This window comes from Clostridium caldaquaticum (assembly GCF_023806125.1).
In the GTDB taxonomy this organism is placed as follows: Bacteria; Bacillota; Clostridia; order Clostridiales; family Clostridiaceae; genus Clostridium_AT; species Clostridium_AT caldaquaticum.
Genome location: NZ_JAMSKT010000020.1, coordinates 45,628 through 60,000 on the forward strand (window position 1 = coordinate 45,628; position 14,373 = coordinate 60,000).

The window sequence follows — 14,373 nt, forward strand, 5'->3', positions numbered from 1 at the left end:
TGTTCACTCCCTAATAGTTAATAACCCCTGCCTGGGCTAAATAATCAAAAATTATTTTTTCTATTTTATCTTCAGAGCTTACTTGTATGTAGGTTACTCCCAGCTTATTTGAAAAGCTCTTTATGTTATTAATAAATAAATTTAAATTTTTCTCGTAATGCTTTAAAATTGTCGGAGTTATAGTTAAGTTTCTTCCTTCTCCGCTTTCACTGTCTACAAGTCTAACCTGACCGTAAATCTCAGGCTTAAGCTCCTCTGGAGAAAGCACATGTATAAGTATTACCTGCTGATTTTTATAAAGAAGGTACTTTATACCTTCCTCCATACCATCCTTTGAGAAAAAGTCAGATATAATAATGCTTATTCCTCTAGCTTTAATATCTTTTCTTTTTAAACAACCATTTATATTTGTCTCACCTGAAAACTCTGTCTTCTGAAGAAAATCTAAACACCTGTAAAACATATTCTTTCCTGTAACAGAATTGCTTTGATTTAAAACAGTGCCCTTTATTTGATTAATACAAACCCTGTCTAAATTGTTTAGTGCTAGAAAAGAAAGAACTCCCGAAAGCTTTAAAGCAGTCAAGCACTTTTTAGGACTTCCAAAATCCATAGACTTGCTGCAGTCTATAAATATGTTTACAATAGCTTCTCTTTCCTCCATAAAAAGCTTCACAAATAACCTTTCAAATCTGCCATATGCATTCCAGTCAATCCTTCTAAAGTCATCTCCAATAGAGTACTCTCTGAAATCGGAAAACTCCACAGAACTTCCCTTTGCCTTAGATTTTCTCCCTCCTGCAGCACCTTCGTTCATAGTAATTTTTGCATTTAAGGCTATATTATCAAGCTTTTTAAGAAATTCCGAATCAAAAATTTTATCTTCCATTTTAATCCTCGCTGCTTATTTTTATATTATCTACTATTATCTTTATGTTTTTTCATCTTTATAATTTATGTTATTTACATTTCCAATTCCTTACCACAGTTTGGGCATATATTACCTTCATTTAACCCGCTTCCGCAATAATAACAAAACTTTATCTCAATATCTCTTTTTTTACGCTTTTCTTCTTCAATTCTTTTAATTTGTGAAACTACACTGTATATATAAAAACGAAAAGCCACAGGAACAAATATTATACCCTGAAATACTTTTAGCCATAACGAAGTAATATACTCTTCATGTTCAGATAAATACATCAAAGCTACAAACAAAGCTATACTAACAATATTGACTAATACTCTTACTTTTTTACTAACCTTAAGTTCATATTTAGCTGCAAGTTTATACTTTTTGTCTAAATAAGAAAAAATTAATGATAACACAAAAATGTATATAATAAATACAAATAAATTCATATAAATCTCTTCCTTATAATAATATTAATTATAATAGCTGCACTTAAGGCAATCACTACTTTAATATACCAAAGATTGTTATTGAGAATAAATAAAGAAAATCCCTCAAAATTCATCTTGCCTTTCCGGAAATATACTCAATATTTATTTTTATTAATTTTGTTTTTTGACCAGCGTTTTTAATATATTCTTTACCTTTCTCTATATACTCTGGTGAATATTTATTTACTAAAGCCAACAGAGCTATAGTTTTTTCTTCTCCAGTAACCTCTATTGCTTTTCCAAAAACAACTACGCTTTCATATTTCGTACTAAACTTTTCAGGCAGAACTGTAGTTTGTCCAACTACACAAAAAGATACCTTATTACTATTTTTTATATTATCAAGCTTATGTCCCTCTACAGCAGAGTGGAAATATATAGAGTTATTCTCATATACATAGCTTACTGGCACTCCATAAGCATAGCCATTTTCGCTTACTGTAGATAGGATACCATACTCACAGCATTTTAATATTTCTATAGCCTCTGCCCTATTAAGTTCTCTGTCTTTTCTTCTCATTTCTCTGAACATAGTTATTTTACAAACTCCTTTTCTTTAAATTTTTCTAATTTTAAAGTTATATTTACATAAAAAAAGCGTGCTACAATTATAAATAAAGACTATACTCAAATTTTAGGGTTTATTATTCCATACATTGCTACATCACAAATTCCCGTATTATTTCTACCAGCTTTTATCCTCGTTCCTTCGTATTTTAAACCACATTTTAACATTACTTTCCCCGAATTTGGATTAAGTGGATCATGCCTCGATTCTATGCGATTAACACCTACTTCTTCAAAGAAAAATTCTATCAAGGCCTTAAGCGCTTCCGAAGTTATACCTTGATTCCAATATTTTCTCCCGATACAGTAACCTATTTCCACAGCCTTAATATTTTCTTTATAATCAACTACACCAATACTTCCTATGGCTTCTCCTGTGCTTTTTAGTTCAATGCACCATTGATAGTTTTTATCATCCGAATAACCTTTTATCCATGTATCAATTACTTTTCGGCTTACCTCTACATCTGAATGAGATGGCCAAGTTAAAAATTTAGTTACCTCATCATCACTTGCCCAATTTTTATACATATCTTCAGCGTCCGATAATGTAAATTTACGCAATATAAGTCTTTTAGTTTCTATAGTTTTAGTTCCTAAATTCTTCATTGATATTTCTCCTTATCATAATGTTAATTATAATAGCTACTTTAATATTTTGCTCTCACTCTTTAAATACTCATCAAAACAGCTAATATTCAAAATAAATTGATTTATATTAATATTTTCTGACTATTCAGTATTTCCTCTATAAGCCCGTCCGTAGTCATACCATCTGCAATACCGTCAAAATTCAGAAAAAACCTATGCCTTAAGGCTGGGTAAGCTACATACTTTACATCTTCAAAGGATACATTATATCTTCCTTCCATAAGTGCCCTGACCTTTGAAGCTAATATAATTGCCTGAGCTCCTCTTGGGCTTGCTCCAAATCTTATATACTTCTTTGTAATTTCCGGAGCTAATTCATTTTCAGGGTGAGTTGCGAGCACTACCTTTAATGCATATTCCTGAACTGGCTTTGCTATTGGTACTTCTTTTATTATTCTTCTTATGTTAAGTATTGTCTCTCCGTTCATCATTTTATTAAGTACTACTTCTTTGTTTGTAACCGTAACATTCATAATGTCCTGAAGCTCTTCAAGAGTTGGGAACTTTACATTTAATTTAAATAAAAATCTATCCAGCTGTGCCTCTGGAAGAGGATAAGTTCCTTCCATCTCAATAGGATTCTGAGTTGCAAGCACCATAAAGGGCTGCGGCAGGCTGTAAGTGCTCTTTCCAACTGTTACAGTCTGCTCCTGCATTGCTTCAAGCATGGCTGATTGAGTTTTAGGCGTTGCTCTGTTTATTTCATCTGCTAAAACTATATTTGCAAACACAGGTCCTTTTTGAAACTGAAAACTGCTGTCTCCCTTCTCATCTTTTACTATTATATTAGTACCAGCTACGTCCGCTGGCATCAAGTCTGGAGTAAATTGTATTCTTGAAAAGGAAAGGTCTAAAACTTTAGAAAGAGTTTTAACAAGCTGAGTTTTACCAAGCCCTGGTACACCCTCTAAAAGCACATTGCCTCCTGCAAGTATGGAAATCAAAACCTGCCTTACAATATCTTTTTGACCTATTATTGCTTTTCCTATTTCTTCTTCAACACTTTTTATTTTATCAACAATCTGTTGTATTTCTCTCTCATCTATCACCATGGTTATTCCTCCAACGATGTAAAATAATTTTTTATAATTTCCTTCATTCCCTCTGGTATAAAGCTACTTTCCATGCTCTGCATGGCACTATCTTTATAGCTTCCTATAACCTGATTATAAGGTACAGACTCTCCTCTAACATTAATGCCCTTCTCTGAATTAACCTTTTCAGAGTTTCCACTATTATTTTTCTTTCCTGTAATCTGAGAGGTTTCCCCCTGTCCTCCTAAATTTTTAGAAGTAAATATTTTTTCATATTCACCTTGTTTTGCCTCTGAACTGTCCTTTTTATTCAAACCTAAGCTTTGCGGCGATGTTACAGAAGGATTTTCCTCTCCTATGCTGCTGCCTTCACCAGCACCTGAACCTGCTCCCCCTTGTTGTCCTGGCTGCATCTCGCTTCCACCTGATTGATTGCCTGGTGAGTTTCCTCCTTGTGCTGAAAGTACTCCTCCGCTATCTTGATTAAGCTCTTTTTGAATTTGAGCTACAGCCTCCTTAAATTCATCACTGTTCATAACTTCCTGTGCATTTTGTGCCAACTGCTCAAGTTCATCACTTATATCACCGAGTTCACCGCTTGCAAGCTTTTGAGATAAACCAGCTAAAGCTTCTTTTAGCTCTTCATTGCTTTTTAATTCTTTAGAAAGATTTGAGAGTTTCTCTGCCAGCTTCTTACGCTGCTCTTCAGTTAAATTTTTCATTTCCTCTGCAGCAATTTTTATAGTTTCTTTAAGCTCTTTTGTATTTGTTTTGCTTATTAAATCCGATAAATTCTTAGTCAAATCGCTTTTAGCCAAAGCTTCAGTAAGCTTTTTTAAATCCTCTTTATCATACTTTTCTTTAACTATTTCCAGTTTTTTATCCGTTTTTTCAATAGCTTTATATATTTCCTTTTGATTTTTTGCGTCCTTTAAATCCTTTTTTAGCTCACTTAACTTTTTTTCCAGTTCCGTCTTTTCAAGAGGAGTTAACTTCTCATTTTTAGCCAGTTCTTTTTCTACCTTTTTAACCTTTTTAAGCTCCTCTTTTTTAGTCTGATTTAATTTATGCTTTTCAGAAGCTATTTCATTCATAGGATTAGGTGTAAAGGCTGAAATAGCTATAACTGCAATTAAAGCTAAAGTAATTGATGTATTTTTTAAAGGAGGTGTTAACTTAATATACTCTTTATAATTAAAGCTTTTTAAATGCTCTAAGGCATCCCTCTTTTGAAGCTGTGCAAAGCTTCCTTCCTCTTTTAAAAGCTCAAAGGCGGTTATAGCTCTTTCCTTAAGCCCATAAGAATCAATAGATAGAGCTGCAGAATGCAGGCTAGGTCTTTTTATAATAGAAAATATTATAGTTAAGCTGCAGACAGCTGCCATTATTAAAGATACTATTACATAAAAATTATAAATAGGAACAAACCTTGAAACTATTACAGCAATAATACTGCAGCTTAAGGCTATGGACAAAACTAATAACAAATTATCAATAGCCTTTTTAACTGCAAGTCTAAACCTTATTTTCTTTAAAACACCTATAAATGCCTTATTTTTTTCTTCCACTCTAATCACACCTATAATTTATTTTTTAATTTTTTTAAATCTTCTTCTCTTTATGGGGTTTATTTTTATAGTAGATAAAAATATGAGTACTGATGATAAAATTAAATTTGCAGCTAAATTAATCTGCCAAAGAGGTATAACATCTAACCCTGTATTTCTCTGAATGCTCGTTCTTGGTAATGGTATGTATACTCCTGGCAGTATGCTTCCTGCCATTCCATAGCCCCCAAACTGATCTGATAAGAGAGAAACAAAACCAGTTAAAGGATTTATATAAGAAAGGGGAAAAACCTTATTGTAAGGTGTTCCTCTTATTAAAAAAGAAGTATAAAACACATTTATAAATAATGTCCCAAATAATAAAAACAACACAAAACCATAGGTCATAACATTAGAAGCTGTTGTCTTTTTTATATAAGTTGAGAAAAATATTCCTATGCTCCCCATAGTAATTGAAACTACAATATAAAATAAAAACAGTTTAAAAACCTCCAGAGCAGATATTCCTCCAAACATAAATACTATAGAAAAAACAGGAAATGAAGCAACAACAAGCAAAATTACCTGGCTTATTGAAGAAAACAGCTTTCCTATTATTATTGACCTTGACGGCATTTTAGTACAAAGCAAAAGGTCTAATGTCTGCCTTTCTCTCTCCCCTGAAATCGTTCCAGAAGTCAGTGAAGGAGCTATAAATACTATTAACATAAACTGCATAACTGCTAGAGTTGTGTATACACTAACTGTCATTGATGGATCCATATTTGAATAATACATTTGTCTTTGAATAGAAAACATAAGAAATAGCGCAACTAAGGCAAGTACTGAAAGATAAGCTATAATCAGGCATACTACCTTCCAGCTTCTCATCCTGACCTTAATTTCTTTTAATAATACCGGATTTACATTCATAAATTCACTTCCTCTATTAGTATTAATTTTCTTCTTTTCCCGTTACTTTCATAAATATGTCTTCAAGATTACCATCCAACTGTGAAAAAGATACTACAGGTATGTTTCTATTAACTAACGTTTTAAGCATATTGCTCATATCTTCCTCTCCACCTTCAAAATAAGCCTGAATGGTGTTTTCCCCTGTAGTTATATTATCTACATTTGGAAATTCCTTAAGTACAGTAACTGCTTCTTCAAGATTTTTATGTACCTTTATCTTTACGCCTTTGTTTCTATAAACCTTTAACATAATCTCATCTACTGTACCTCTTAGAAGTATTTTGCCTTTTTCAATAATACCTATGGTAGTACAAAGCTCTGCAAGCTCTGGCAGTATATGAGAGCTTATTATTATAGTTTTATTCATATCCTTTAAAGCTCTTAAAATTTCCTTCATCTCAAATCTGGCTCTTGGATCCATACCTGAAGCTGGTTCATCAAGTACTAAAAGCTTTGGATTATGAACAAGGCTTCTAGCCAGACAAAGCCTCTGCTTCATTCCACGAGAAAGGCTATCTACATAAGCATCTCTTTTACTGCTTAAGTCCACAAGCTCCAAAAGTTCTCCACATACCTTATCTCTATCTTTTCCGTTTATATTATAAATAGAAGCATAAAACTCAAGGTACTCACTAACCTTTAAATTATCATAAACTCCAAAAAAGTCTGGCATATAACCTATCTTTTCTTTTATTTTCTTATCATTTTTTATAGCATCAACCCCATCTACATAAACTTCCCCTGAATCAGCTGAAAGTAGTCCGCATACAATTTTCATAGTAGTTGTTTTCCCCGCTCCGTTTGGTCCTACAAAACCAAATATTTCTCCTTCAGCAACGCTTAAATCTAAATTATCTACCGCAGTAAACTTTCCATATGTTTTATACAAATTTTTTATCTCAAGCATTACTTTACACTTCCTTTCACAGAAATACGGGGAACTTCAACATAAGAGTCCATTTCAGAAATTTCAACCTTCAGCTTTAAAGTATTATTATTATCTAAATACTTTGACACCTCATCTTTTTCAAATGTGTTACTGGTTGATGCCAACTCTTCATATTTGCTTGTACTGCTATTCCAAATATATTGTTTTACAACATTTGTTTTACTTTTTCCTTCATACTTAATAGTAGTTTCTATCTTTTCAACATCTATATTCTTATCAATATCATAAGATACCTCAAAGGTTCCGTTTCCATAAAACACCATTCCTGTTTCATTATAGCCATAACCGCTCTTCATATTATTAACATCAACTTTAGGCTGTATATAACCTAATGGATATTCAACAATATTGCCTGTTCTAAAGGTTAAATTAACAGGAGCAGATACAAGAGTTCTTTCGTACTTTTTAACTATTTTTCCATTAACAAGTATGTCTTTTGACAATGGTGCATTAGAAAAACCTATAAATCTTGGTTCTGTTACTTTCATATAGTCTCCCTGATAAAGAAGATTGATTGCAGCTCTTTTTTGTTCATCTTTTCTAAACTGACTTAACTCTTCATCTGTAAGATTAGTCTTTGGATTAGATCCTGTAAATGGATTTTTCCAGGCCTTATTTGTAAATTCGTATATAGTTCCATTATAGTAAGTTCCTTTATCGTTTATAGTTATTTTTTCTCCGTTTTTTATAGCACCTAGACTTATGAAGTTATCATTAGTAATTATATAAGCTTCTTCAAAATCAAAGCCTGAAATATTATTCAATTCTCCTTTAAAAGCTCCATTTGAATAATTTATGCTGCAGTCTAACTTTCCTATTTTCACATCCTCATTGTTAAGTTCAACAGCTTTACTGCTAAATATGCTATTACCATAAAACTCTATAGAGCCTTTTCCTCCTAAAGTGATCTTTGCATCTATTAATTTTGGTGCTTTTTCATTACCAGCATAAGACCTATAGTAATCATAATTAAATACAGGAAGTGCTTTTACTTTCATTCCATCAGCACCTTCAACCTTAATATCAATTTTCGATGGAGTAAATATACCAGCGTACATAGTTGATGACATTGTACCGCTTTTATCTAAAGTTACACTTGAAAATACGTTTGCTATAGGTTCAGTAATTCTTGTAGAAAAACCAAAGTAATACATTATTATTCCAAATATTATAGATAAAGCGGGTACTGTAGCCCACATCAATTCTCTTTTATCTAATTTTTTAAGAATAAAGTAATTTACTGGAGCCACAAGAAGTATGTATACTGCAAACATTATAGCTAGATTTTTTGCCTTAGGAATAGGCAGTTCTGCAATATTTCTTAAGGTGTTGCTTACAATATATAGATCCTTTTCCATCATAGCACCTTTTTCAAAGTATACACTGTTATAATAGTCTGGAAGTAAATTCCCAATAAGCTTTGCTGCAAATATTTTCTTTTGGCTCCAATTTGCAACAGGATTTATTCCAAAATCAAAAGCAGCTACAGCCACTACTCCTCTTCCTTTTTCTAATTTATGTACTAATGTAAAGTTTCTTTCTTTTAATGCCTGTGTACTTCCTTTTATATCTATAGAAACAGAAGGTATACTCATAGCTAAAGTACTGTTATCCTCTACTATAGAATAAAGTGCTTTAGTGCTTATATCACTAACGCTGCCTATTTCTCCTGATATAAAATTATCTTTTTTAAAAATGGATAAGGTTTTATTATAGGATGGTCCTGTTCCTACAACAAGCATACCTCCATTATTAACCCATTTTTTAAGCGCTTCATATTGCTCTATACTTAACTTGGAAGTATCAAAGTTATTCACTACTATTACGTTGAAATTATTCAAAGCATCACTATCATTAGAGAAATTTTTTTCATTTAATTTAACATTTCTAACAGAATAATTAATTCCCTGATTAATTTTAATATCACTTATATAGCTTACACTATCAAAGTCATCGCTCAATATTCCAATAAGAATATTATTAGCATTCAGACCGCCAGGTATGGTTACATCTTTTTCGTATACTGTATTTTTCCCTTCCACTAAGTTTATTTTGATTTTTGTTATATATCTTGTAATAGGAATATTCATAGTAACAGATTTAGATGAATTATAAGGCAGGTTTATGCTTTGTGCATATAAATTTACATTATTTTGATTATCCGACTGACTTGTATTTACTTCTATTTGTATTTCTCCGTTAATATCTTTCATATTATTTTCAATTTCAATGTTTATAGGCACTGTACCGCCTACTTTATATACACCTTCAATACCTGCTTGTACCTTTAGTTTTATCTGCTCTTTTTCTTCCGCATATACATTTCTAAAATTTAATAACAGTACAAATACAGTAAAAATTAAGATTAATCCTTTGTATCTTTTTCCCCACATATTCTCACCGCTTTCTAAAAAATAAATGTGTATTTATAGCATAACATTGCCATATTATGTATGCAACAGAAAAGTTACAATTTTCAAAATAATTACTATAAAAAAGAGAGCATTAACTGCTCTCTTTAACTGATATTATTTACTTTCTAATAATGCTAATGCTACTGCTCCTATAACCCCCGCATCTGTTCCTAAAGCTGCAGGTACAATTTTGCAGGATTCTGCCATCGCTTTAAAACATCTTTCATTTACAACCTCTTTTACCTTGTCAAAAACGATTTGACCTCCCTTAGATACTCCACCGCCTATAACAACCATCTCAGGATCAAAGCTTGATATAATATTTGCTATACCTATTCCCAAGTATCCTAAACTTCTATCCAATATCTCTTTTGAAACCTTATCTCCCTTTTCTGCCTCTTTAAAAACCTCATAGGAAGTGACCTTTTCATAATTTTTAAGTGATGTTTCAAGTCCGCTTTCTACAGCCTCTTTTGCCTGCCTTCCTATTGCAGTTCCAGAAGCTAAAGCCTCTACACAACCATAATTACCACAGTTACATCTAGGTCCATTTGGCAATACAGTAGTATGCCCAACTTCTAAAGCATTTGATGTGCTTCCTCTATATATTTTTCCGTTAAGTATTGCTCCGCCGCCTACTCCTGTGCTGACAGTTACATAAACCATATTTGTTGTACCTTTTCCTGCACCAAGCATATATTCTCCAATAGCTGCTACATTTGCATCGTTATCAAGATATGTAGGTATATTAAACTTTTCAGCTATTGGCTCAACCAATTTGAAATTCTTAAAAGGTAAATTAGGAGTAGTAATAATAATTCCACTTTTAGCATCCAATGGTCCAGGCGAACCTATACCTATTGCTTTTACTTCTTCTGCTGTCTTTCCACTATCTGTTATAACCTTTTCTATTACTTGAATAATTCTTGAAAGAACAGCTTGTTCACCTTCATGAGCATCAGTTGGCATAGTAAATTGGCTTAATACATTACCTTGTAAATCCGCCAGTGCACCGCTTATCTTAGTACCACCTAAATCAATTCCCACTACATAATTCTTATCCATTTGATTCCTCCAAAAGTAAATTTTCTTACTTTTATTATATCATAAAAAAAGAACAACTAATATAATCTAAAATTAAAGCACAAGCTATATTTTAACATAACTTGTGCTTTGTGCTTTCTAACCTTTAAATTCATCGCCTCTTCTGTAAGCGGTAATATAATATCTTCCATCATCATGACCGCCTTTAATTGCTATTTCCAGGCCATTATGCTGTAACATATTTGTCAGTATCTCTACGTTATGTGCATCTCCAGGTCCTATTGAAATTACTACCTTATCATTCTCACCGATTATATTCATATAATCGTTGATATTGGCATAATCACTTAACCCTATTGTTCCGTTTACTTCTAAACGATACTCTGACATAATATCTCTCCTTTAGCTTTACTCTTTTTCTCCTGCTTACAATACATATTTATTTTTTGTAATACCTTATAAAATATTCATTATTTTTTAACAAATATTTTGCCCTAAAAAGCTTTTTTTATGTTATAATTCAATTAATGTGCCATATGTTACATATGGAGTTAATTTTTGTGATGGAGGAATTTTCTATGAGTTCATTAAAAGGAACAAAAACAGCAGAAAATTTAATGAAGGCGTTTGCAGGAGAATCTCAAGCAAGAAACAGATACACTTTTTATGCTTCCGTTGCTAAGAAAGAAGGCTTTAATCAAATAGCCAACCTATTTTTAGAAACTGCGGATAATGAAAAGGAGCATGCAAAAATATTTTTTAAATTTTTAAATGAAGGTGGACTTGCAGGTGAAACTGTAGAAATTACTGCTGCTTTCCCTGTAGCACTTGCTGATACAAAAACAAATCTTTTAGCAGCTGCTAATGGCGAAAATGAAGAATGGGAAGATTTATATCCAGCTTTTGCTGATGTAGCTGAAAAGGAAGGTTTTTCAGCAGTTGCTGCTGCTTTCAGAAAAATTGCAGAAATTGAAAAGCATCATGAAAAAAGATATAGAAATCTTCTTGCAAATGTAGAAAATAATGCGGTATTTAAAAAAGAAACTTCTGTACTATGGAAGTGTGGAAACTGCGGATACATATATGAAGGTGCAGAAGCTCCAAAAGTATGTCCTGCCTGCCTACATCCTCAAAGCTATTTTGAAGTATTAGTTGAAAATTATTAACTTAAACTTTAAAAACCTCCCTGACTCTTAGGGAGGTTTTTTATAATTATTCTGCTTCCTTTAATTTCTGGGCATTTTCAATTATTTTCGCCGCTTCTACAGCTGGCACTTCTTCATATCTTGCAAAGCTCATTTCAAAGCTTCCCCTAGCTTGAGTCATTGATTTTAAATCAGTAGCATACTTAGACATTTCTGCCATCGGTACTTCAGCAACTATTTTCTGGTATCCCTCATCCGGTTCCATTCCAAGCACTCTGCCTCTTTTTTTATTAATATCACCCATTACATCTCCCATATAATCTTCAGGTACTTTTACTTCCACATGCATAATTGGTTCAAGCAAAACAGGCTGAGCTGCTTGAAGTCCTTTTTTGTATGCTAGAGATGCTGCTACCTTAAATGCCATTTCTGAAGAATCAACTGGGTGGAAAGAACCATCATGGAGAGTTGCTTTTAAACGTATTACAGGGTATCCTGCCAGTACCCCATGTTGTATACATTCTCTTAGTCCTTTCTCAACAGCAGGTATGTATTGTCTTGGAACAACACCGCCTACAACCTGGTCTACAAACTGTAAATCATCTTCTCCGTCATCTCTTGGTTCAAATTTGATCCAAACATCACCATACTGTCCATGACCGCCAGATTGTTTTTTATGTTTTCCTTGTACATCTGCTGATTTTTTAATAGTTTCTCTATATGGTATCTTTGGACTTTCCAATATAACATCCGCCCCAAACTTATTCTTAAGCTTGCTTGCAATTATATCTAAATGTGTTTCCCCGATACCAGATACTATCACCTCTGCATTTTCAACATCTCTTGAAATCTTAAAAGTAGGATCTTCTTCTAAAAGCTTATTAAGGCCTGAAGATATTTTATCTTCATCTCCTTTAGACTTTGGCAGCACTGCCATAGACATTGATGGTTCAGGAAATTTTATATCTTCAAAAGCAATTGGAGCTGACATTTCACATAAAGTGTCACCTGTTCCGGTAAACTGAAGCTTAGCAACAGCACCAATATCTCCTGCCACTATTTCCTGAGTTGGTACTTGGGATTTACCTCTAACAAAATACATTGTTCCAAGCTTCTCCTGCTTATCTTTTTTAGAATTATACACTGTTGAATCTGCCTTTGCCTTACCGCTCATAACTCTGAATAAAGACATCTTTCCAACAAAAGGATCTGCAATTGTTTTGAATACAAAAGCTGAAAAAGGAGCATTTTCATCAATCTTCACTTGCACTTCCTTAGCTGTTTTAACATCCTTTGCTTTTACTGTTTCTATATTTTCAGGTGATGGAAAACATTCTACTATGTCTTCTACAAGAGTTTCTATTCCTATGCCATTCAATCCAGAACCACACATAACAGGTGCAATGTCTCCTTTTGAAGAACCATTGATAAGACCTTGATATATTTCCTCATCGCTTAATTCGCCTTCACTGAAATATTTATCAAGTAACACTTCATCCGTTTCTGCAACAGCTTCCATAATCATATTTTTACACTCATCAATCTTATTCACCAGCTCTGCAGGTACATCTGCCTCCTCCATTTGATGTGTTTTAGGATTAAATATTCTGGCTCTTCTTGAAATAACGTTTACAACACCTTTGAAATCAGCTTCGCTTCCTATTGGATATTGTATAGGTACTATTGATATTCCGAATTTTTCTTTTAATTCTAAAAGTACTTTTTCAAAATTACTATTTTCTCTATCTAATTTATTTATAAAAAACGCTCTAGGCATTTTATTCTTATTTACATAATTCCAGGCTTTTTCCGTTCCAACTTGAATTCCCGATACTCCGCAAACTGTAATTAATGCTACGTCTACTGCTCTCAAACCTTCAATCATTTCTCCGATAAAATCAAAATAACCAGGCATATCTACCAAATTAATTTTTGTATTTCCCCATTCACAAGGTGCTATTGATGTAGATACAGATATCCTTCTTTTTCTTTCTTCTGAATCATAGTCGCTTATAGTAGTTCCATCTTCAACTTTTCCTACTCTGTCTATTGTTTTAGTATAGAATAACACAGCTTCAGTTAATGTAGTTTTTCCTGCTCCACTATGACCCACTATACCCACATTTCTCAAGTTTTTGGTTCTGTAATCTTTCATAAGAATCTCCTGCCTTTCTAAAATTATAATGTATGCTTTTCAAAATAATAATTAATAAATTTAGTCATTACATGTTAGTCACCTTCTTACATATTTTTAATATGAACATATTTGGTAAATTTAATCAATTTTATTGCATAAATAAGTTAATTTTATTTGAACTTTTTCTACATCTATACTTTACTATGTATATTCTAATTTTAATTTTTATTTCCTCAAAAATTAAAACAAAATTTTCAAAATAGTATGACTTCTATTTTATATTAATTATATAGAATTAATAGCTGCACATCAATATGTTTTCAGATAATTTCGAAAATAACTGTCAAAAAAATAAAAAGCACTAAGTAAAAACTTAGTGCTTTTTATAACCTGGCAACGACCTACTCTTCCACAGAGCCTCCCCTGCAGTACCATCGGCACTGTGAAGCTTAACCATCGTGTTCGGAATGGGAACGGGTGTAACCTTCACGTTATGGTCACCAGAT

The 14,373-nt window shown here is 32.6% G+C and carries 13 protein-coding genes and 1 rRNA gene; 1 reads left to right on the forward strand and 13 read right to left on the reverse strand.

The window, feature by feature from the left end; all coding sequences use genetic code 11:
- Positions 1-10 precede the first annotated feature (10 nt).
- The 11 genes from M2651_RS12245 to M2651_RS12295 form a co-directional block, all read right to left on the reverse strand.
- Complete coding sequence (locus M2651_RS12245; protein WP_252132636.1) at positions 11-889, reverse strand: DUF58 domain-containing protein; 879 nt, start codon at positions 887-889, stop codon at positions 11-13.
- Positions 890-963: 74 nt separating this feature from the next.
- Positions 964-1,362, reverse strand: a complete 399-nt coding sequence (locus M2651_RS12250) for a zinc ribbon domain-containing protein (protein WP_252132637.1) — start codon at positions 1,360-1,362, stop codon at positions 964-966.
- A 112-nt stretch (positions 1,363-1,474) separates the two neighbouring features.
- Positions 1,475-1,936 carry a pyridoxamine 5'-phosphate oxidase family protein gene (locus M2651_RS12255; RefSeq protein ID WP_252132638.1) on the reverse strand — a complete coding sequence of 154 codons (462 nt, stop codon included), beginning with the start codon at positions 1,934-1,936 and terminating at the stop codon, positions 1,475-1,477.
- Positions 1,937-2,031: 95 nt separating this feature from the next.
- Positions 2,032-2,580, reverse strand: coding sequence for a GNAT family N-acetyltransferase (locus M2651_RS12260; protein WP_252132639.1), 549 nt, complete (start codon positions 2,578-2,580; stop codon positions 2,032-2,034).
- A gap of 104 nt (positions 2,581-2,684) precedes the next feature.
- Positions 2,685-3,674, reverse strand: coding sequence for an AAA family ATPase (locus tag M2651_RS12265; RefSeq protein WP_252132640.1), 990 nt, complete (start codon positions 3,672-3,674; stop codon positions 2,685-2,687).
- A gap of 2 nt (positions 3,675-3,676) precedes the next feature.
- The gene (locus M2651_RS12270; protein WP_252132641.1) at positions 3,677-5,224 is read right to left on the reverse strand and encodes a DUF8809 domain-containing protein; all 1,548 of its coding nucleotides are present in this window, start codon (positions 5,222-5,224) and stop codon (positions 3,677-3,679) included.
- An 18-nt stretch (positions 5,225-5,242) separates the two neighbouring features.
- Positions 5,243-6,136, reverse strand: coding sequence for an ABC transporter permease (locus tag M2651_RS12275; RefSeq protein ID WP_252132642.1), 894 nt, complete (start codon positions 6,134-6,136; stop codon positions 5,243-5,245).
- A 22-nt stretch (positions 6,137-6,158) separates the two neighbouring features.
- Entirely contained in the window at positions 6,159-7,085 is a 927-nt protein-coding gene (locus M2651_RS12280; RefSeq protein ID WP_252132643.1) for an ABC transporter ATP-binding protein, read from the reverse strand.
- Positions 7,085-9,520 (reverse strand): DUF8726 domain-containing protein, encoded by a 2,436-nt coding sequence (locus M2651_RS12285; protein WP_252132644.1) that lies wholly within the window; start codon positions 9,518-9,520, stop codon positions 7,085-7,087. The genes M2651_RS12280 and M2651_RS12285 overlap by 1 nt, the downstream gene beginning before the upstream one ends.
- 135 nt (positions 9,521-9,655) lie before the next feature.
- Entirely contained in the window at positions 9,656-10,606 is a 951-nt protein-coding gene (locus M2651_RS12290) for an ROK family protein (RefSeq protein ID WP_252132645.1), read from the reverse strand.
- Between the two features lie 117 nt (positions 10,607-10,723).
- Positions 10,724-10,975: a hypothetical protein gene (locus M2651_RS12295; protein WP_252132646.1), complete on the reverse strand. Its 252-nt coding sequence runs from the start codon at positions 10,973-10,975 to the stop codon at positions 10,724-10,726.
- Positions 10,976-11,163: 188 nt separating this feature from the next.
- On the opposite strand from M2651_RS12295, the gene rbr reads away from it, so the two are divergent.
- The gene (rbr, locus tag M2651_RS12300) at positions 11,164-11,751 is read left to right on the forward strand and encodes a rubrerythrin (RefSeq protein ID WP_252132647.1); all 588 of its coding nucleotides are present in this window, start codon (positions 11,164-11,166) and stop codon (positions 11,749-11,751) included.
- A 46-nt stretch (positions 11,752-11,797) separates the two neighbouring features.
- Here rbr and fusA read toward each other — a convergent pair whose 3' ends face one another.
- Together fusA and rrf are read right to left on the reverse strand one after the other, a co-directional pair.
- Positions 11,798-13,885 carry an elongation factor G gene (fusA, locus tag M2651_RS12305; RefSeq protein WP_252132648.1) on the reverse strand — a complete coding sequence of 696 codons (2,088 nt, stop codon included), beginning with the start codon at positions 13,883-13,885 and terminating at the stop codon, positions 11,798-11,800.
- Positions 13,886-14,255: 370 nt separating this feature from the next.
- Positions 14,256-14,372: ribosomal RNA gene (gene rrf, locus M2651_RS12310) — 5S ribosomal RNA — on the reverse strand.
- Between the last annotated feature and the right edge of the window lies 1 nt (position 14,373).

Excerpts from the sequence above, each read along its gene's own strand:
- M2651_RS12275 (WP_252132642.1), bottom strand. The coding sequence starts at position 6,136 with ATGAATGTAAATCCGGTATTATTAAAAGAAATTAAGGTCAGGATGAGA.
- M2651_RS12290 (WP_252132645.1), bottom strand. The coding sequence starts at position 10,606 with ATGGATAAGAATTATGTAGTGGGAATTGATTTAGGTGGTACTAAGATA.
- M2651_RS12260 (WP_252132639.1), bottom strand. The coding sequence starts at position 2,580 with ATGAAGAATTTAGGAACTAAAACTATAGAAACTAAAAGACTTATATTG.
- M2651_RS12245 (WP_252132636.1), bottom strand. The coding sequence starts at position 889 with ATGGAAGATAAAATTTTTGATTCGGAATTTCTTAAAAAGCTTGATAAT.
- rbr (WP_252132647.1), top strand. The coding sequence starts at position 11,164 with ATGAGTTCATTAAAAGGAACAAAAACAGCAGAAAATTTAATGAAGGCG.
- M2651_RS12265 (WP_252132640.1), bottom strand. The coding sequence starts at position 3,674 with ATGGTGATAGATGAGAGAGAAATACAACAGATTGTTGATAAAATAAAA.
- M2651_RS12285 (WP_252132644.1), bottom strand. The coding sequence starts at position 9,520 with ATGTGGGGAAAAAGATACAAAGGATTAATCTTAATTTTTACTGTATTT.
- M2651_RS12295 (WP_252132646.1), bottom strand. The coding sequence starts at position 10,975 with ATGTCAGAGTATCGTTTAGAAGTAAACGGAACAATAGGGTTAAGTGAT.
- fusA (WP_252132648.1), bottom strand. The coding sequence starts at position 13,885 with ATGAAAGATTACAGAACCAAAAACTTGAGAAATGTGGGTATAGTGGGT.
- M2651_RS12250 (WP_252132637.1), bottom strand. The coding sequence starts at position 1,362 with ATGAATTTATTTGTATTTATTATATACATTTTTGTGTTATCATTAATT.
- M2651_RS12255 (WP_252132638.1), bottom strand. The coding sequence starts at position 1,936 with ATGTTCAGAGAAATGAGAAGAAAAGACAGAGAACTTAATAGGGCAGAG.
- M2651_RS12280 (WP_252132643.1), bottom strand. The coding sequence starts at position 7,085 with ATGCTTGAGATAAAAAATTTGTATAAAACATATGGAAAGTTTACTGCG.